Annotated in this window: 14 protein-coding genes and 1 pseudogene; 14 read left to right on the top strand and 1 reads right to left on the bottom strand. The window is 57.4% G+C overall.

Annotated features, from left to right (window positions below):
- Positions 1–34: 34 nt before the first annotated feature.
- The 14 genes and pseudogenes from GXB81_RS02465 (at position 35) to GXB81_RS02400 (ending at position 19393) form a co-directional block, all read left to right on the top strand.
- Positions 35–838, top strand: coding sequence for an ABC transporter ATP-binding protein (locus GXB81_RS02465; protein WP_205988265.1), 804 nt, complete (start codon positions 35–37; stop codon positions 836–838).
- 56 nt (positions 839–894) lie between these two features.
- Positions 895–1884: an ABC transporter substrate-binding protein gene (locus tag GXB81_RS02460; protein ID WP_205988264.1), complete on the top strand. Its 990-nt coding sequence runs from the start codon at positions 895–897 to the stop codon at positions 1882–1884.
- A 22-nt stretch (positions 1885–1906) separates the two neighbouring features.
- Entirely contained in the window at positions 1907–2902 is a 996-nt protein-coding gene (locus GXB81_RS02455) for a 3-hydroxyacyl-CoA dehydrogenase NAD-binding domain-containing protein (protein WP_205988263.1), read from the top strand.
- A 966-nt stretch (positions 2903–3868) separates the two neighbouring features.
- A complete protein-coding gene (locus GXB81_RS02450; protein WP_205988262.1) occupies positions 3869–5050 on the top strand; it encodes a porin in 1182 nt (393 codons plus the stop codon).
- 157 nt (positions 5051–5207) lie between these two features.
- Positions 5208–6215 (top strand): Ldh family oxidoreductase, encoded by a 1008-nt coding sequence (locus GXB81_RS02445; RefSeq protein WP_205988261.1) that lies wholly within the window; start codon positions 5208–5210, stop codon positions 6213–6215.
- A gap of 39 nt (positions 6216–6254) precedes the next feature.
- Positions 6255–7460 (top strand): iron-containing alcohol dehydrogenase, encoded by a 1206-nt coding sequence (locus tag GXB81_RS02440; RefSeq protein ID WP_205988260.1) that lies wholly within the window; start codon positions 6255–6257, stop codon positions 7458–7460.
- A gap of 40 nt (positions 7461–7500) precedes the next feature.
- Positions 7501–8949 carry an NAD-dependent succinate-semialdehyde dehydrogenase gene (locus GXB81_RS02435; protein ID WP_205988259.1) on the top strand — a complete coding sequence of 483 codons (1449 nt, stop codon included), beginning with the start codon at positions 7501–7503 and terminating at the stop codon, positions 8947–8949.
- A 15-nt stretch (positions 8950–8964) separates the two neighbouring features.
- The gene (locus tag GXB81_RS02430) at positions 8965–10092 is read left to right on the top strand and encodes a mandelate racemase/muconate lactonizing enzyme family protein (protein WP_205988255.1); all 1128 of its coding nucleotides are present in this window, start codon (positions 8965–8967) and stop codon (positions 10090–10092) included.
- 279 nt (positions 10093–10371) lie between these two features.
- Positions 10372–11661 (top strand): MFS transporter, encoded by a 1290-nt coding sequence (locus GXB81_RS02425; protein ID WP_205988253.1) that lies wholly within the window; start codon positions 10372–10374, stop codon positions 11659–11661.
- Positions 11662–12391: 730 nt separating this feature from the next.
- Positions 12392–13589 (top strand): annotated as a pseudogene (locus tag GXB81_RS02420) (IS3 family transposase).
- A 561-nt stretch (positions 13590–14150) separates the two neighbouring features.
- A complete protein-coding gene (locus GXB81_RS02415) occupies positions 14151–15371 on the top strand; it encodes a cupin (protein ID WP_205988251.1) in 1221 nt (406 codons plus the stop codon).
- 76 nt (positions 15372–15447) lie between these two features.
- Positions 15448–17001: an ethanolamine ammonia-lyase reactivating factor EutA gene (locus tag GXB81_RS02410; RefSeq protein ID WP_205988249.1), complete on the top strand. Its 1554-nt coding sequence runs from the start codon at positions 15448–15450 to the stop codon at positions 16999–17001.
- A 10-nt stretch (positions 17002–17011) separates the two neighbouring features.
- A complete protein-coding gene (locus tag GXB81_RS02405) occupies positions 17012–17965 on the top strand; it encodes an alpha/beta fold hydrolase (protein WP_205988242.1) in 954 nt (317 codons plus the stop codon).
- Positions 17966–18058: 93 nt separating this feature from the next.
- Complete coding sequence (locus tag GXB81_RS02400; RefSeq protein ID WP_205988232.1) at positions 18059–19393, top strand: MFS transporter; 1335 nt, start codon at positions 18059–18061, stop codon at positions 19391–19393.
- A gap of 445 nt (positions 19394–19838) precedes the next feature.
- Here GXB81_RS02400 and GXB81_RS02395 read toward each other — a convergent pair whose 3' ends face one another.
- Positions 19839–20183, bottom strand: a complete 345-nt coding sequence (locus tag GXB81_RS02395; RefSeq protein WP_167048068.1) for a helix-turn-helix domain-containing protein — start codon at positions 20181–20183, stop codon at positions 19839–19841.
- Positions 20184–20197 lie beyond the last annotated feature (14 nt).

Raw genomic sequence — 20197 nt, 5'->3', positions numbered from 1 at the left:
GTGAATTCGAGCGTACGTAGACGGAGACACATCAATGCAGAATATTCAGGCAGTTTCCCGATCATCGGATGCGCAGGTGTCGTTCGATCGGCTGAAGAAGATCTATGTGACGGACGATGACGATCTGCTCGCGCTCAACGAAACCTCCTTTTCGATCGGCAAAGGCGAGTTTGTTTCCGTGCTTGGGCCAAGTGGATGTGGGAAAAGCACACTGTTGCTGATGGCCGCGGGACTGGAGTCGTCGTCCGGTGGTACCGTAACGATCGGTGGACAGGTAGTCGAGAAACCGTACACCGATATCGGCATCGTCTTTCAGGAGCATGCGCTCTACGAATGGCGAACGATTCTCCAGAACATCATGCTGCAGGCGGAGATTCGTCGTCTGTCGAAGAGCAAGATCGAAAGTCGCGCTTATGAATTGCTGGAGCAAACCGGATTGAAGGAATTCGCGCACAAATATCCGTCCGAGCTTTCCGGTGGAATGCGGCAGCGCGCTGCTATCTGCCGTGCGCTGGTGCACGATCCGTCTGTGCTGTTCTTCGACGAGCCATTTGGCGCGCTCGATGCGCTCACCCGCGAGCAAATGCGCATCGACCTCGAAAAGATGTGGCTCGAACAACGTCCTACGGTGTTGTTCATTACGCACGGAATTTCGGAAGCCGTTGCGCTCTCTGACCGCATCATTGTGATGACACCACGTCCAGGGCAGGTCGACGAAGTACTGGCGATCGACCTGCCGAGACCGCGTACGAAGGAAGTGCTGAGCAGTCAGAAATTCATCGACTACTGCGATCGGATAACAGAGAGCTTTATGCGTCGAGGCATTATCAAATACTGACCCGGCATGCAATCGATTACGTTTCGATGCGCGCAATCAGGATGGAGGAGACAAACATGGGATCAAGACGGAGTTTCATCGCGGGTTCGATGGCGTCGGCGGCGACGCTGTTGTTGGGCGCGCGCTCAGCGAAGGCACAGCAGTTGGAGAAAGTGTCGTTCCGCTTCAACTGGGCGTGGGTCGGTAATTATTCACCGGTCGTTCTGGGCCGAGAGCGTGGCTACTTCAAGGAGCTAGGTATTGATCTCGACGTCGCGCAAGGGAAGGGTTCCGGCGCCACAGCCCGGCAGGTCGGATCGAAGAACGACATGTTCGCGTGGGCTGACACCGGCGCAGTGATGGTCGCGCGCGCGCAAGGGATTCCGATTGTCGAGGTGATGACGCTAGCCAGGAGCAATCTCGGTGTGCTATGGATTTCTGGTCGGGGGCTCGAAGTCAAAACGGCGCGTGATCTCATCGGCAAGAAAGTCTCGGCGACGCCGGGCGACGGCAATTCGCAGATCTGGCCGGCAGTGCTCGCCGCGAACAACATGAAGGCGAACGACGTCGAGATGGTATATCTCGATGGTACGGCGAGTCTTGCGGCACTTCGTGAGGGAAGAGTCGATGCGGCATTCGGTGGGTCTTCTGACCAGCCTGTCACGTTGCGTGCTAACGGCTTCGATGCGAAGTGCGTAACCTACGCCGAATTGGGTGTGCCTACGCTCGGTTCCGGCGTGATTACACATGTCGACACACTGAAAGAGCGCCCCGATCTGGTGCAAAAGATCGTTAAAGGAGTGCAGCGTTCCTGGGAGGCTGCGCTCAAGGAGCCGGACGCAGCGGTGAATGCGTTGATGAAGATCAGCACCACGCCACTGAATATCAAAGTGGTGCGAGATAGCCTCCATGTATTTCAGGGCCTTGCGACCAACACCTCACCGACCGGTTATATGAATCCCACGGACATGGAAAAGACGCTCGATATCATGAAGCGGTATGCGGGCGTCAAGACGGATCTGCCGGCAACTGCCTTCTACACGAATCAGTTTATCAAAGCGACCTGATACTCAGGAATGGAGCAAACGCATGTCTGCTGTTCGAAACGAAGCTGTTGCATTGATCGGTAGATCGATCGCAGTGATTGGTGGCGGGACGATGGGTGCGGACATCGCAGCCAGCTTTTCCGCCTGCGGATGGGTGTCGCACATTGTCAATCCGCCCGACGAGATGTTGCTCACGATGGATTGCCGATTGCGCTCGGCGATGTCGAAATTGGGCAAGGTGTTCCAGAGCGAGAGCTTCGCGCATCATCTCGATCTCAACTCAGTTCCTTGGGATGAGATCTATCTTGTGATCGAAGCAGTACCAGAGGAAATCGAGATCAAGCAGCAAATCTTTGCCAGACTGGAGCGGCTGACGAAGCACGACACGCCGCTTTGCAGCAACTCGTCGGCGATCCCGATCAGCAAGATCGGCGAGGGGTTGAAGACGCGCTATCGGATGTTGGGGACGCATTACTTCATGCCGGCGCATCTCGTTCCTGCGGTCGAGGTCGTGTGTTCGACGCATACCGATGTCGCTGTCGCCGATCGTGTCGCCGAATATCTGAAAAGCGTGAGCAAGGTCCCGGTTCGTGTGAAACTCGACATTCCGGGTTTTCTTGCCAATCGAATCCAGCACGCGCTATCGCGCGAAGCGCTGAAACTGGTTGAGAGAGGTATTGCCACGCCGCAGGACGTCGACAACGCGGTCCGATACGGATTCGGATTCCGCTATATCGCGGCGGGCCCGCTGCTTCAACGCGATCACGCGGGGCTCGACATCCACAACGCGGCGGGCACGACGATCTATCCGGATCTCTGCAACGACGACGCCCCGAGCCGCTACATGAGCGAACTCGTGGAAACGGGAAGCATCGGAATGAAATCAAAGGACGGATTCTATCGATGGACGCCCGAGAAGATTGCCGCGGAAAAGGAGCGTTACGAGAAGGCACTGCAGGGCGCTCGAGCGATTCTTGCTGCAGAAGGCGAGCTGGATGTGCTCGACGTTAATGTGCCGCCGTCGTTCAAGTCTTTGTGATCGCAACGATGACAGCGTGACCATGCAGGGAACAGCGTTCGCAATGAGCGCCACCATAAAAAAATAATAGTTCTCTTCATGGTCGTGCCGTTCTTCATGGGGAAATCGGACGGCACGATACTCGCGACGGCATTGCTATCGATGCTGTTAGCCTTCGGCGAGACGCCTGCATCGCCAGGCGTACTGGTTTCGCGTTGAACTCGACCGCACGCTTGTGCTGGTCGGTGTTCCTGCCGCCAAAGACCTTTCTCCGGAGACTGTTGCGGGTGCTCTATCAACAGGGTAACTCGTGGCGTCGGCGAAGCAGTCGGAGGCACAAAAACGGGGTTCCGTCGAAGCGATTTATGACGGATTGAGGTGAGTTACCGTGCGAGTCGACCATCTTCTGAAGCTATTCGCATTCGACTTCATCCGGCTGCTGCTGTCCGGACAATCTCCCCAAGCGCTTGTCACCCGACTCCCGAACGGGAAAGAACTGCTCGCCCAATTATTCCTTGGAAGGAATGATTGATACGGGATAAGTCATTTGACTGCATGATGGGTGGCGCGCAGACTTTCACGCATTCCAACGGGCAGGAACAAGGAGCGGAAAGTCGATGCTGAATCCCACCGAGCGTGTGGACAGCCACCTGTATCCCGTCATCGACATCAACCGGGAGACATGCTGTTGATTTCCACGAAAATCCCTTTTTGCGGTGCGCGGTTGGCTAGCAAGACGTCGAGCGCTGCACATGTTCTGTGACACAAACACTGCGCAGCATGCGGAAGATGTGATGACGAAGCAATAGCGTGTCTCAAGTCTTTCCCAGGTAGCGCCGCCCGAGCGGGATTCCCGACTCGGGTGCGCACCGATGATATCTGAAATATGAAAAATAAGGATTGCTTTTTTTTGTTGAAGCTGTTGGATAGGTTGGATTATTTAAAAAAGCAGATGGTCAATAAATTTTATAATCTGGAGGCAAAAAAATGAAATTTATGTGCTGTGTAGCGACTGGTGCATTCCTGTTTGCCGGCAATGCATATGCTCAGAGTTCTGTAACTCTCTATGGCATTGTTGACGAAGGCATTAACTACAATAGCAACATGAATGGAAGCAGATCGTTCGCCATGCAGGGCGGAGTCATGCAAGGGAGCCGATGGGGGTTAAGAGGTACGGAGGACCTTGGCGGCGGATACGGTGCGGTATTCGTTCTGGAGAACGGATTCGACGTGAATACCGGAAAGCTCGGTCAAGGTGGATTGCTGTTCGGCCGTCAAGCGTCTGTGGGCATTACCACGCCCTATGGGGCTTTCACTTTCGGTCGTCAATATGCGTCGGCCATCGACTTTGTGAGTCCCATTGCGGTGAGTAATCAGTGGGCGGGCAATGTTGGAACCCATCCGGCTGACGTGGACAACCTCAACGACACTTTCCGCGTCAATAACACGATCAAGTTCAAGAGTATCTCCTACTCCGGATTTTCGTTTGGCGGCGATTACAGCGTGGGGGGCGTTGCTGGTGACGCAACGCGCAATCAGGTGTGGTCTTTCGGTGCGGGCTATGTGATGGGCCCTCTTCAAGTCGGTGTGGGCTACCTCAATGCCCGAAATCCGAATATAAGCCTATTTGGCAACGCCACATCGGGAACAGCTTCACCTGCCTTGGCAAATACAACATATCCAGTTTTCAGCGGTTTTACTTCCGCACACGCTTACCAGCTTATCAGCACCGGTATTGCGTATACGCTGGGGGCGGCGACTCTGGGCGCAACTTATTCAAACATCGCGTTTAAGGGTCTCGGGGATATCACAAGCGGACCGAACCCGTCGGGCTACAAAGGGAGCGTCCATTTCAATAGCGCCGAGTTGAGCATGAAATACCAGATAAGCCCTGCTTTGCTGGTCGGTCTTGCATACAACTACACCAATAGTAGCAGTGTGTCTTCTGCCACAGGAATCAATAACGGGGGGACATATCACCAGGGTATGGCGGGCATCGACTACTTCCTGTCCAGGCGCACCGACATATACCTGCTTGGAACCTACCAGAAAGCATCGGGCACTGACTCCCGGAATCTGCCCGCGATTGCATCAATCAACAACCAGTCGTCGCCTTCGGATAACGACCATCAGGCGGTCATTCGGATAGGGATACGCCACAAGTTCTGATAAGGCGGCGGTGTGCGGTTCCGGTCGGGATGGGAGATGCACGCAGTTCACGCAACAAGACCTCGATGGCAATACGGCTTTTCGGAGATATTTTGATGGAACTTAGTTTAACCAACATACGATCCATGGAATCGGATTTCATCTTGGATTTCAAAGCATGACGGGTGCAGAAATTATTAGTTCATCCGAAGCACGACGGGTTGCGCTGGCTGTGCTGGAAAGAGCGGGTGTGCCTGCCGAAGCCGCTGTGGTGCAAGCGGACCTGTTGATCGAAGCAGATCTGCGCGGTCGGCCATCGCATGGATTACTGCGCCTCCCACGCATCGTCGAACGTATCGCCAACGAGCTGATCGCCCCCGCCACGCGCGGCGTGTCGCAGTGGAAGAAGGACGCCTTACTGGATGTCGATGGCATGCGGGGGCTGGGTCCGGTGGTGGCTTTCGCCGCGCTGGAGCAAATCAGCGAGCGCGCCAGGTCGACCGGGGTTGCCTCGGCCGTCATCCGTAACAGTAACCACATCGGCATGCTTGCCTTGTATGCCGAGCGCTTTGCGGAGCAGGGCCAGGTCGTGATCGCGTTGAGTACCAGCGAGGCGCTGGTGCATCCGTGGGGCGGGCGGCGCGCATTGTTGGGTACCAATCCGATCGCGATCGGTGTGCCGGCAGATCCCGAGCCGTTCGTCATGGACATGGCTACTGGCCTGATCTCAATGGGACAGGTTCACGATTACGCCCATCGCAACCTTCCTCTGCAGCCGGGTTGGGCGCTGGATGCCGCTGGCGAACCCACTACTGATGCCATGGCCGCGAAGTCCGGCGCGATCGCGCCTTTCGGTCAAGCTAAGGGCTATGCCCTGGGCCTGGCATTCGAGGTGCTGGTGGGTAGCCTGACCGCCTGCTCGCTGGGTACCGAGGTGCGCGGCACGCTGGATTCGACTCACGCGTGCAACAAAGGGGACGTGTTCGTCGTCCTGGAGCCTGCCAGCACGGGCGTAGTCGGCGCCGTGTCGGCGTACCTGGATGAAATCCGGAACTGTGCGCCGGTTGATCCGCGCTCGCCGGTGGTTGTGCCGGGTGACGGCGCACGCAGGCGCCGCGCCAGGAATCTGGAACAAGGCATCAGCCTTCCCCGCGATGTCTGGGAGCGGCTGCAGGCGCTTGCGTGACCGGGCACGCAGGATTAGATCACGACAAGGAGGAAGGGCATGCAGGAGATATTTGGTGTAATGCGGACTCCGCATTCGATATTGTTTGGCGTTGGTCAGCGCCATGTGATCGGCGAGGTCGTTGGCGCCGTCGGGCGCCGTGCGCTGGTGTGTACCGACCAGCGTTTCGCGGCCTCGCGCGAGATGAACGAGATCATGGCCAGCCTGCGTCAGCGAGGCGTGGATACCCAGGTCTTTGACGGTACGCAGGCGGAATTGCCGGTACAAGGCGTATATGACTGTGTGGATCAATTCCGCGCATTCGCGCCACAGGTCATCATCGGTCTGGGCGGCGGAAGTTGCATGGACCTGGCCAAGCTGGTAAGTCTCGCGCTGAGCCACGGCACGCCGCTGGACCAATACTACGGGGAGTTCAAGGTCCCTGGTCCCATCCTGCCGGTGATCGCGGTGGCCACCACTGCAGGCACTGGGTCCGAAGTGACGCCCGTGGCCGTATTGGCCGACCAGGCGCGCGATTTGAAGGTGGGCATCTCCAGTCCCTACCTGATTCCGCATACCTCCATCTGCGATCCTGAATTGACCGTCACTTGCCCTCCTGGGTTGACCGCATTGTCTGGTGCGGATGCACTGACGCATGCCATCGAGGCCTATACCGCCATTCGCCATCCCTTCGAGCCCGAATTGGCCTTGAAGCGGGTCTTCGTTGGAAAGAATCATTTCAGCGATCACCATGCCTTGTCGGCCATCCAGGCCATTGCCGGTCACTTGCGCAAGGCTGTGGACAACGGCACGGACATGCATGCACGAGCGATGCTCATGGCGGGCGCTGTGTCGGCCGGTTTGGCTTTCGGGGTGGCCGGCACGGCCGCCGCGCACGCTATCCAATACCCGGTTGGAGCACTAACCCACACTGCCCACGGCTTGGGCGTCGCGGCATTGTTGCCCTACGTCATGGCCTACAACGCACCGGTCTGCCAGCAAGAACTGGCCGACATCGCCGTAGCTATGGGAGCCGAGCGTGGCGGAACCGATGTCGCCGCGCGGGCAGTCTCGATGACCCGGGACCTGTGCGCATCAGTCGGTATCCCGCATACGCTGGCAGATTTGGGGCTGGCCGAAGACCGGCTCGGCTGGGTGGCTGAGCAGTCGATGCTTTCGGCCCGCCTGATCAATAACAACCCGCGTCCGTTGCAGGTCGACGATGTGCGCGAAATTGTCGACTGCGCTTTCTATGGTCGCGCCTGAGCGGATGCATTCACCGAACGATACGAAAGAACCCCTAATCATGGTCACCTCATTGAACGATTTGCCTACCGACCTGCTGATTGGCGGTCAATGGAAGCCGGCGGCTTCCGGCCGCCGCATTGATGTCTTCAACCCTTCCAGTGAGGAACTGATCGCTACTGTTGCCGATGCAGCCCCGGAAGACGCTGTGTCGGCCGTGGATGCCGCCGCCGCGGCCGCGCCCGGATGGGCTGCTACCTCTGCGCGCCAGCGCAGCGAAATCTTGCGCAGATGCTTTGAGCTCATGCAGCGCGATGCCGAGACACTCGCGCGCCTTATCTCTCTGGAAAACGGCAAAGCCCTGAACGATGCCCGTGGCGAGGTTGCCTATGCCGCCGAATTCTTCCGCTGGTTTGCCGAAGAGGCCGTGCGCATCAATGGCGACATCGGCATGTCGCCCTCGGGCGCGGCGCGCATTGTCGTGCAATACCAGCCGGTGGGTATCGCCTTCCTGGTCACGCCGTGGAATTTTCCGGCTGCAATGGCAACGCGCAAAATCGCACCTGCCTTGGCCGCCGGCTGCACCTGCATTCTCAAGCCCGCTACCGAAACACCTTTGACCGCCTACGCCGTAGCCGCGTTGTTGATGGAAGCTGGTGTACCTCCCGGAGTGGTCAATGTGGTGACTTCGTCGATGGCCGGCAAGCTGGCCAACGCCGTGCTGGATGATCCGCGTGTGCGCAAGCTGTCGTTCACGGGGTCTACCGAAGTAGGGCGCGTGTTGCTGAAAAAGGCGGCCGACCAGATCATCAACTGCTCCATGGAGTTAGGCGGCAATGCGCCGTTCGTCGTGTTCGACGACGCCGACATCGACCAGGCGGTCGAGGGGGCCATGGTGGCCAAGATGCGCAATGGTGGCGAGGCCTGCACTGCCGCTAACCGCTTCTACGTGCATCGCAAGGTGCTGGCCGAGTTCAGCGAACGCCTGGCGCAGCGCATGAGCGCTTTGAAGGTCGACGATGGCGAGCGACCTGATACGCAATGCGGTCCACTGGTCAATGCTGCATCCGTGGCCAAGATCGCGCAGCTCGTGGCCGATGCACAGGCCAAGGGTGCGCGAGTGTTGGCAGGCGGTACCCGCCTGGATCGCCCGGGCCACTTCTATGCGCCCACGGTGCTGGCCGATGTTCCTCTGAACGCAGATCTGCTGCATGAAGAGATTTTCGGCCCGGTGGCGCCCATTGTCGGCTTTGAAGACGAGGCAGAGGCGATCCGTTTGGCCAACGACACGGAGTATGGTCTGGTCGCTTACGTGTATACCCGAGACCTGGCGCGCGGCCTGCGCGTATCCGAACAGATTGAAAGTGGGATGATCGCTCTCAATCGCGGTCTGGTTTCCGATCCGGCAGCACCCTTTGGCGGCGTCAAGCAAAGCGGCATAGGACGTGAAGGCGCCCACCACGGCATTCTCGAGTTTTGCGAAGCGAAATATATTGCAGCAACCTGGTGAGAGAGGAAACCTGATATGGCAATCGCAGAGGTAGAGGCATTCCAGATGGTCTGGGATGGCCCGAACGAACGGCCCACGGCCTTCGTAAAAATCACGACGGATGATGGAATCGTCGGCTATGGTGAATGCACGCCAATGCATGGCGGTATTCATGTCCTTACGATCATCGCGAATATGTTGGCGAAGCCGCTGATCGGGCGGAATCCGCTGGATCACGCGGTTATCGCAGATGAACTGCTTCACAAATACATGAAGCTTGGCCCAGACGGCAGTTTGACGGCGGCCTTGGCAGCAATCGACATCGCGCTGTGGGACATTAAGGGAAAGATGTTCAATCAGCCGATCTATCAACTGCTCGGCGGTGCCTGGAGAACCGAGTTGCCGTTCTATACGTCGCTGGGACAAAACGCCCATCGTACTGTGGACGAGACGCTGCGAGAAGTTGAGAAGCGTTTGAAACGAGATGAGCCGTCCGCGCTCAAGATCCGCTTCGATCCGGATCGGACAACCGTCGATGCGGATATCGCGAACGACATTGCCAAGGCGAAGGCTGTCAGGAAACTGGTCGGAGACAGCTTCCCGCTCGGGTTCGATGGAAACAACGGTTATTCCGTTGCGGGAGCGATCAGGGTTGGGCGGGCGCTCGAAGAGCTGAATTTCGCGTGGTTCGAAGAGCCTGTTCAGCATTACTACGTTGAAGCAATGGGAGAAGTCGCCCGTCGGCTGGATATTCTTGTGACGGCGGGTGAGCAGACCTACACGCTGCAAGGCGCAGCCGATCTTATTAAGGCTGGTGTGAAAGTCATTCAGTGTGATCCTATCAAGATGGGCGGAATAACCGGCGTCATGCGATGCATGGCTTTGGCTTATGCCCACGGCGCGGAAGTCGTTCCCCATCAGACTCAGCCAACGGTTGGCCATGCTGCGAATCTCCAGATGATGGCTTGCAAAATGCACGCGTCGAAACCGGTTGAGTGGAACGATCCGGTTGAGAGAAATACAGAACTTATGGAGACGCTTCTCAAGACACCTTGGACTAGGAAAAACGGGAAGTTTTCTCTTCCGACGGGGCCGGGACTCGGAATCGAGTTGGACGAAGAGGTGATCCGTCAGCGCAAGCGTTCTGTCGCGAGCGTGAGCTGACATCAAAGTATCTTGTCGACCGTCAAGTGAGGTCATTTGAAGGTCGGCAAGATTCTCATGATTCAAATACCTGGTGCGCTATTTCTGCGCAGAGCCGTTTTCTAGCCAGCGCGGATTGCTCTGGCGAAGCCGCTTTTCTGGTCCGCTCGCGCTATGGGGCCATTCATCGTCATGGTTCGGGCACCGCGCCATTTAACTGACCGCAAAACGTCTTGTCGACGGCTGGATTGCTCCTGCGATCGGCATTTCCAGTGACACAAAAAATCAGGTGAGGAAGTTATGTCTTTTTCCCAAGCGGATACAAAAAATATAGTTTCTCGTGTCGTGTGGCGCCTGATGCCATTTCTGCTTCTTCTCTACTTCATGGCGCAGTTGGATCGCGTCAACGTGTCGTTCGCAGCCGTGACAATGAATACGGATCTGAAGTTGTCGGCAACAGCCTATGGCTGGGGTGCAAGTATTTTCTTCGTAAGCTATGTGCTTCTCGAAATACCAAGCAATCTAATTCTGGAGCGCGTGGGAGCACGACTCTGGATTGCCCGAATCATGTTTACCTGGGGGCTGCTTGCTGTGGGTATGGCCTTCATCCGTGGCCCACTAAGCTATTTTTCGGTTCGGTTCCTTCTGGGAGCTGCGGAAGCCGGCTTCTTTCCAGGCGTCATTTTGTACATGACGTATTGGTTTCCCCACAACTATCGCGCGCGAGTGATGTCCATTCTGGCTTTGGCGACGCCTCTGTCCACGGCCGCTGGCGCGGTGATCGCTGCGCCGCTCCTGGCGATGCACGGTCTGCTGGGGTTTGCGGGTTGGCAGTGGCTTTTCCTTATCGAAGGCCTGCCGTGCGTGGTGCTTGCCGGCATCACCTTGCTCTATTTGCCGGATCGGCCGGCTGAAGCCGGTTGGCTTGCACCCGATGAACGCCGTTGGTTGAGCGAAGAAGTATCGACAGGACCGTCGCGCGCCGGGGTTGACGTCCATGGGTCTTTTGCCGAGAGTTTGCGCGATCCCCGTGTGCTGCTTCTCACAGGTATCAGTCTTTGCCGCGTCACCTGCCTTTACGGTGTCACGTTCTTTCTACCGCAGGTCGTAGGGACGATTGGAGGATCGATGACGACCACGGCCCTGCTGTCCGCTATTCCATATATGGTGGGCGCTCTCGGAATGCTCGTCCTGGCTTATACATCGGATCGCATGCAAGAGCGGCGTTGGCACGTGTTCTTCACGTTCATTTTGATGGCCGCGGGTCTCAGCGCATCGGCCATTCTCGGCAAATCCTCCTGGGCTATTGTGGCGTTGTCGATCGCGACATTGGGCAACACGGCCATGCCGGTTTGCTTCTGGCCCATTCCTTCGTTGTTCCTCACAGGTGCAGCGGCGGCCGGTGGGATCGCACTGATAAATGCTGTCGGCAACGTTGGCGGTATTATTGGTCCCTATGCAGTTGGTGTGCTCAAGGACATGACAGGTGGCTTTGCCGCAGGACTGCATTTTTTGGCCGGCGTTGCCTTGCTCGGTGCGATTCTCACCGTTTTTATCCAGGTCAAACCGGTAAACCGGACGAATGCATGAGTCAAGTCGGAGACATGCGATGAAACCCGGCGCGCGCACCTCATCGCCCAGCGAGAGTTTCCGGCTGCCCTTCGCCAGACGGGGGCATACTGCGCTGGTCAGCATGTAGGTGCTGCGTCAGCAAGGCAGGCTGTGCGACAAACTTGCGCCGCGTAACGTCCCCAGCTTCGCTGTCGGAATCGGCACAGAAAGACCTTGCCACAACGCTCAGCGGTATGCTGAAGATATGACAAGGTAAGCGATTGTCTGTTACTGGCGCTACGTAAATTCAAGGAAGCAGTCATCGTGCGCTCGCATGCGCTTTGATGCTGATTGGCGGATCACGGTCATAGATTCAGCAGACGATCTGATCGCGTCGCGCATGACAAATGATTGTCGAGTGCCCGAGGTTTTAGCTTGCGGTCTAATGAACGCGAGCAAATTTTCTTCGACGAAAAATCTCGTTCCCAAAAACCATCCTCTACAGCGCTGCTTGTTCAATGAAGTTGCGGTGGAGGGTTTGTCCCTTCTTTATAGACTTGCCGTGATCTAAGGCACATTGTTTTTGGGGGCTGATGACTGTCCGGCGAATTTCCATTGATCATGGATTTAGTCGTGCTAGCCGCCGTTTTACTTCCGGTTACCCAATGTGTCGGCTGGAGCGGCCCCACGTATCTGAGGTCACGAGGACTCTCTTAAAATAAGGGATAGTCTTGTGCCTAACAGTAAGCCTGGTCATTACGTGGAACCCATCGAAATTCTGAGCGAGCCGGAGCGCCGTCGTCGGCTCACGCCACAGGAAAAATCGCCATCGTGCAGGAAACACTGGAGCCGGGAGCGTCCGTGTCGGGCGTGGCACGTCGGCACGGCGTCAACGCCAACCAGGTGTTCGGCTGGCGAAAGCAATACCAGGAAGGCAGTCTGGCGGCGGTGAAGGCAGGTGAATCTGTTGTGCCCGCATCCGAACTGGCCGCCGCCATCAAGGAAATCAAGGAACTGCAACGACTACTCGGGAAAAAGACAATGGAAGTCGAAATCCTGAAAGAAGCCGTGGGATGGGGCCGCTCAAAAAACCTGATTGCGCGCTCGCCCTTGCTGCCGGGGGACGACCATTGAAGACGGTCTGCGAAGTTCTCGGCGTGGCGCGCTCTGCCGTGGCGGTGAAGCGGAGTCGTCCGTCCGGTTGGCGGGATGGTCGCCGTGCCCGCGTGACCGATGATGCCGGTCTGGTCGAGGAAATTCGAGGACATGTGGCGCATCTGCCAACCTACGGCTACCGGCGTATCTGGGCGCTGCTGCGCCGTAGTCGGGAGATGACCGGTGTGCCGTGCGTCAACCACAAGCGTGTGCATCGGGTTATGCGTGAGCACCAGTTGCTGCTGCGTCGCCCCGGCGTGCGGCGAGACAGGCGGCGGCATGATGGTCGCGTCGCCGTGGACCGCAGCAATACCCGCTGGTGCTCTGATGGCTTCGAGTTCCGGTGCGACGATGGAACGCCGCTGCGCGTAACGTTCGCGCTGGACTGCTGCGACCGTGAGGCGATTAGCTGGGCGGCGACAACAGGCGGACACAGCGGCGATGTGGTGCGCGACGTGATGCTGGCCGCTGTCGAGCAGCGCTTCGGCACCACGCAGGCCGCACAGTCCATCGAATGGCTGTCGGACAACGGCTCAGCCTACATCGACCATCGCACGCGCAGCTTCGCCCGCGAGCTGGGGCTTGAGCCGTTGACCACACCGGTGCGTTCGCCGCAGAGCAATGGCATGGCCGAATCGTTCGTAAAGACCATGAAGCACAATTACGTCGCCTATATGGACAAGCCTGACGCACCAACGGCGCTCTCTCGTCTGGCTATCGCGTTTGAGCACTACAATGAGCGCCACCCACACAAAGCCCTGAAATACCGCTCGTCTCGCGAGTTCAGGCGCGCTGCGATGTCATCAACCTAACAGTGTCCGCGTGTCCTGAGTTACAGGGGCAACTCCAAACCGCTCGCACCCCATTGCCGATACGCTTCATCAATGGATGACGCCGCAACGGGCACGTGCCAGTGAAGGTTCGGCAAGACACAGGTACTGATCGATAACAACGGGTGTGAAAACCTCAAGGATGTGCTCGCACGCTTGCCGACACATCCTGCTTCCCGTATCGATAAATTGTTGCCGCAGCGGTAGCGGGTAGCCGCATCCATCTAACTTGCACGTCGTCAATACGGAATTGCCGTGTGCTGACCATTCACCTTTCCGGCGCGCGGCATGAAATCCATGAGGATCACTGACATTCAACCCGGATATGAACTCGCCCGTCAAGGGAAGTGGGTAATGACAAGCCACGTGAGCCGTTTACGGAAAAACCCCGATGGAAAAATCTATACGTCGATCTGTCATTGACACCCGTTACGGTATCGTGATTCAATCATGTCGTTCCATATAAGCGTATATCGTTCCTTATAAAGGAACAACTGAGGCGGTCTTTGCCTGAAAGATCAGCCCGTAAAAGGAGAGATAGCGATGCCGCATGAAAAAGACCTTGCCCACTGGCATGAACCCGCTGGACACAAGAAAGCCGGTTTTGGCGAGTTCAAGAAGCAACCGACGCCCTATGACATTTTCATGGAAAGCGAAGGTGTTCCGGTCTTCCGTGACATCGGTATCAAGGACGTGCGCGATCTGCCGATGGTGGAATGGAAGCGTAAGGGCGGTCGTGGCCACTACATCCAGCTGCTGGGCACAGAAACGAAGTGGGGCTGCTATGTGGTTGAAGTGCCCGCAGGCGGTGCACTGAACCCCGAAAAGCACATGTTCGAAGAAATCTACTGGGTGGTCGAAGGCCGCGGCACCACCGAGGTTTGGCTCGAAGGCGAAGGCCGCAAGCACGTCTTCGAATGGCAAGCCGGTTCGATGTTCTCGATTCCGATGAACGCATGGTTCCGCATCGTCGACGGCTCGAACTCGGGCGCGATCCTGCTCGCCGGCAACACGGCACCGAATGTGATGAACCAGATCAACAACGTCGAAGCGGTGTTTAACAACCCGTTCGTGTTCCGTGATCGCTTCAGCGCAGACGAAGACTTCTACAAGCCGCGCGACGAGATCGAAACGGATCCGGTCCGCGGTCTTGCCCGTCGTCGTACCAACCTGATTACCGATGCGGTTAACTGCGATCTGCCGCTGGACAACCGTCGTTCGCCGGGCTATCGCCGCGTTGAGCCGTTTATGACGGAAAACTGCTTCTATTTCTGGATCGGCCAGCACGAACAGGGCCGCTACTCGAAGGCCCACGCTCACACGTCGGCAGCAATCCTCATCTGCCTGAAGGGCGAAGGCTATACGTACACGTGGCCGGAAGAATGCGGCGAAAACCCGTGGGCCGACGGTCACGCAGACAAGGTTCGTCGCCTCGACTACGGTTACGGCGGTATGGTTACCGCGGCGCCGGGCGGCGCACGCTGGTACCACCAGCACTTCAGCACGTCCAGGGAGCCGTTCCGTCTGACGGCATGGTTTGGGCCGCACAACCCGGGCCGCGATCCGGGTGCCCCGGGTTCGAAGCACAACGACTACACGGCTCAGGACGTCGGTTCTGGCGGCACGGCTATCCCTTACTGGATGGAAGATCCGTACATTCGTCAAGAGTACGAAGCACGCCTCACGAAGAACGGGGTCCAAAGTCGTATGGATCCATCGTGGTACGTCAAGCCGGAAAAGAATGTCGGTGACTCGGTGGTCTAACGCGTTCGCGTAGTTAGTCCATAGGGCTGTGTTCTTTCGGGGACACAGCCCTAACTTTTATGTATTGGAGACAAGCATGAATAGTGAGACGCAAGAAGGTCGCATCTTCTTTACCGATACCGGCCGGAGCCTGGAGGAAGAAGACGAAATCGAACTAACCAGCGTGGGCATCGACGTCGGGTCCTCCACTTCCCACATGGTCGTTTCGCGCATCGTTCTCGAACGCACGACCACGCGTTACATCGTTGCGGAACGTACGATTCTTCACGAATCGGATATCTTGCTTACACCCTATACCGACGACCTGACTATCGATGAGGCCCGGCTGGGTGCGTTCATTGATGAGCAATACCAGAAGGCAGGGGTCACGCCCGAACAGATTGATACCGGCGCCCTGATCCTCACCGGGTTGGCGGTTCGCCGTCGTAACGCACGCGCAATCGCGGATCTGTTTGCCGCGCAGGCGGGCAAATTCGTTTCGGTCTCGGCTGGCGACGGCCTCGAGTCCATGCTGGCGGCATTCGGTTCCGGCGCTGTCTTGCGAGCACTGCGTCAAGGCACCCGTCTCCTCCACCTGGATATTGGCGGCGGGACCACGAAGATCGCTATCTGCGAAGAAGGCGAGGTCAAAAGCGTTACCGCTATCGACATCGGCGCCCGCATCATTACCCTCGACGAAAAAGGCCGAATTGCTCGTGTCGAAGCCGCAGGCGAGCGTTTTGCCCGCGAGCTTGGCGCCACGCTGACCGTGGGTGATCCTCCGCTTCCCGGTGTACTGGAGGCCATCGTTGACCGCATGGCCGAGCGCCTGTGTGACGCGTCGATGAAAAACGGCGCGGAACTCGATCCGGCAACTGCTTCATTGCTGCGTCTCCCGCCACTGGCAGGCGCTCGGGTCCCCGATCTCGTCACGTTCTCCGGTGGTGTTTCGGAATACGTTTACGCCCGCGAAACGCGGGTATTCGGTGACTTGGGCTTGATGTTGGCCACCGCTGTTCGCAAGCGCATCGAAGCCTCGGGAGCCGAAATCAAGGAAACGGATGAGGGTATCCGGGCTACGGTCGTCGGCGCCTCGCAATACACGGTTCAAGTGAGCGGCAGCACAGTTTACGTCGAACCGCAGTCGGTGCTTCCCTTGCGCAATCTCCCGGTGGTGGTTCTCGATCTGGATCTTGAGCCGGATCAACTCGACCCCAAGGACATCGAAAAGGCAGTGACGACAGCGCTCGAGCGGATGGACCTGCAGGAGGACACGAAATGCGTTGCTCTCTTCTACCGGTTTGCCGGGACGGCATTCTATCGCCGGATGGACGCGTTTGTTGTCGGTGTCATGAACGCCATGCGCATGCGGATCGAAGCCGGGCAACCTATCGTCCTGGTTGGAGAGGGCGATGTCGGCGGCTTGATCGGTATCCACTTCAAGCGGGAACGTGGTCTTCCGGTGCCGATCGTGTCCATTGACGGGATCTCGCTCAAGGAATTCGATTTCGTCGACATCGGCGAACTGCTTCCCACGGCCTCAGCGGCACCTGTGGTGATCAAATCTCTGGTGTTCCCGGCGTCAAGCGGCTTGGGCCAAACCGCATTCGAACCCGTGACCGAAATCGCAACCGAAGCCGCGACCGAATAGGGGACTGGCGATGCCCTATCTGCGCGATCTTTATCCCCCGAGCATGGCTCGCGAATCCGGTTGGATGGATGTCAGTGGAGGTCATCGCGTTTTCTGGGAGGCTCATGGCAATCCCACGGGTATTCCCTTGCTGCATCTATGCGGGGGCCCTGGTGGTTTTCCTGGCCGCCAGGATTCCCGGTTCTTTAACCCCATGGGTTATCGAATTGTGCTCATTCACCCACGTGGGGCCGGTCGTTCTACGCCTGCGGCCAGCGTAGAACATAACACGATGGCCGATCAGATCTCCGATATCGAGCAGCTACGCACCCTGCTTGGTGTTGAACGCTGGATTGTTTCCGGCGCATCCTGGGGGACTACCGTGGCCTTGGTCTATGCGCAAACCCACCGGCAAAGAGTCCGTGCTCTGCTGCTGCGCGGCGTTTTTCTTTGCACCGAAAACGAACTGGAGTGGCTTTACGGAGGGGGCGCCGGTCGCCTGCATCCTGAGGCCTGGGCACGGTTTTCCGGGTGGACCCGGGCCGCAGGGCATCAAGATCTTTTACAGGCCTACGGAGAGGCTTTGAATTGCGGCATCCCCGAAGAGGAATACGAGGCGGCTTATGAGTGGTGCGCCTGGGAAAATCATTTGGCCGGATTTCGGGATCAGGAGCGCGACACGGAGCCGCAAACGAAAGCGCAGGAATTGGCGATGGCTCGCATCTCCGTGCACTACTTCCTGAATGAAGGATTTTTATCACCTCATCAGCTAGTCAGTCATGCAGGTCAATTGCACGACATTCCCGGTACGTTAATTCATGGTAGCTGTGACGAGGTTACCCCTATAGGCGTATACCCTTTAATGCAGGCGTGGAGAACGTCAGTGTTTCACCTTGTGGATGGCGGAACCCATGTAAGCAGTGACCATCCAGGAATGATCGATTGCATTATTCGCAACTCAAGTGAGTTGATGAGTTTGAAATAGGTGGCAGGTAACTCCCCATTCCTTAAGTATCGTGTACATCACATACTCCGTCACTCGTGTATGCACTACGCTGGCAGCTGGAGATCATCGATAATGGATTACGAAGTAAATTCACAAACGATTCGCATCACTGAGTTTGTCGACGAACAAAAGATTGGCCCATTCATCTGGACAGTCGTATTCATTGGCTTTCTATGCCAACTTTGTGACGGCTATGATCTTTCGGCCGCCGCATTTGCGGCGATTGGTATCGCCAGCGAGTTCGGGATCGAGAAACACGCCTTGGCCCCTCTGTTCAGTGCCGGTCTCTTCGGTATGCTGTTTGGTGCCCTGGGTTTCGGCTACATCGGCGACCGCTGGGGCCGGCGTGTGGCTATCCTCTCTGCGGCACTGCTTTGTAGTACGTTTACCCTGCTTAGCGCGACTGCCGAATCCTTTTCTACACTGATCGTTTTCCGCTTCTTCACCGGCGTTGCTCTCGGAGGCCTGCCTGCAAATACAGTGGCTCTGACAGCCGAATACGCACCGCAGCGTAAGCGCGCGTTGTTGATCACGATGATGTTTGTGGGTATGACTTTTGGCGGTGCTCTGCCGGGCCAGCTAGGAAGCATCATTCACCCTACGCAATGGCGCCTGATTTTCACCATCGGTGGTGTGGCTCCGCTGGTAACCGCAGTCCTGGCGTACTTCTTCCTGCCTGAGTCGATCAAGTTCCTGGTCGTACGTAACCCGCACGATCCGCAGATCGTGAAGCTTGCGCGCCGGATCCGTCCGGAGTTGAACATCCCGGTCGAGCCGAGATTTCAGATCCATCACCTTGCGGAAAAGAAATTCCACGTCAGCCAACTCTTTGAAGGCAATCTGCGCATCATCACTCCACTCATTTGGGTGATGTCGGTCACGAACCTGTTCGCGAACTTCTTCATGAACAGTTGGATGCCGACACTTCTGCATTCGCTGGGTCTGAACCCGCACCAGGCCGAACACGCTGCCTCCATGTACTATCTGGGTGGCGTTCTCGGGGGCCTTCTGATGTCGTTGATGCTTGATCGAGGGCGTCTTTGGGTCGTGCCGCTGTATATGGCGCTCGGAGCCGTGGCGGCCCTGTTCCTGGGGCAGCAAACGCACTCCGTTACGCTCACCCTTGGCGTGTTCGGTATCGGTCTCTTCATCCTGGGTACGCAGTCGGGTACGAATGCTCTGATGGCCGTTTGCTACCCAACTCAGATTCGCGCCTCGGGTACGGGTTGGGCACACGGTCTGGGACGCTTTGGCGCAATTGCAGGTCCCTTGACCGGCGGCGAACTGATCCGCATGCACGTGCACATGGCGCAGATCTTTTGGGCGCCGGCAATCATGTCGGTCATCGGTTGCGTGGCCACGATTTGGCTCTCGCGTGTGGCACGGCATCGCTTCCCGAAGAAGTAACCGAAGACTGTAGTCGTTCCCCGGGGCTTTGTGGAGTTGCCCCTGTAACTCAGGACACACGGACACCGTTAGATGGATGACGCCGCTGTACGCTGAGGAAAGCGAATGCTCTTTGCCGATCCATCGCCGACGGTTGAGTCGTCGCGGTTCCAACGGCAGGTTTCAGAGTGGAACGGCCCTACTGCGCCTTCGTCCATGGACTCGTATTCGGTCGAAGCCGACAGTCGCCGATTGGACACAGCACGGCCGCTGTGGGTCACATTGCGGCCATTCGCAAACCGGTGCCTGTGAACGTTTGCTATCTCTATCGATGAATGAGTCTCACCGACCCGAGCGGCGAGTGGACATGTAAAGACAGGCGCTTGAAATGCGCGCGATAACGTCCACTCGGAACGCCATGTCGGCTTTCGCGCGAGCTTGTGTCGACCAACCAGCCGCATCCAGCTTAGCGGTCTGCATTGGCGTTGCCAGAGATGTTTCTCCCCTTCAACCACAGCCCAAACTCCTTCAGTACCGCCACTACGGGTTCCAGGCGCTGGCCATCTTCCGTCAGCGTGTACTCCACACGCACAGGGGAAGTCGGGAAAACAGTACGCCGAACGAGCCCGGCATCTTCAAGCGCGCGTAGGTCTAGCGTCAGCATCCGTTGCGAGATTTGCGGGACATCACGGCGTAAATCGTTGAATCGCTTCGGGCCATCTATCAAATACGAGGCAATCAACAAGCGCCATCGACCACCGATCAGGCGCATTGACTCCTCGACAGAACAGCCAGACAGGTTCTCTTTCATGTTGGTCTCGAAAC

It is taken from the genome of Paraburkholderia sp. Ac-20336 (assembly GCF_017105025.1).
Taxonomy (GTDB): domain Bacteria; phylum Pseudomonadota; class Gammaproteobacteria; order Burkholderiales; family Burkholderiaceae; genus Paraburkholderia.
This window is presented reverse-complemented; position numbering and strand designations above follow the sequence as displayed.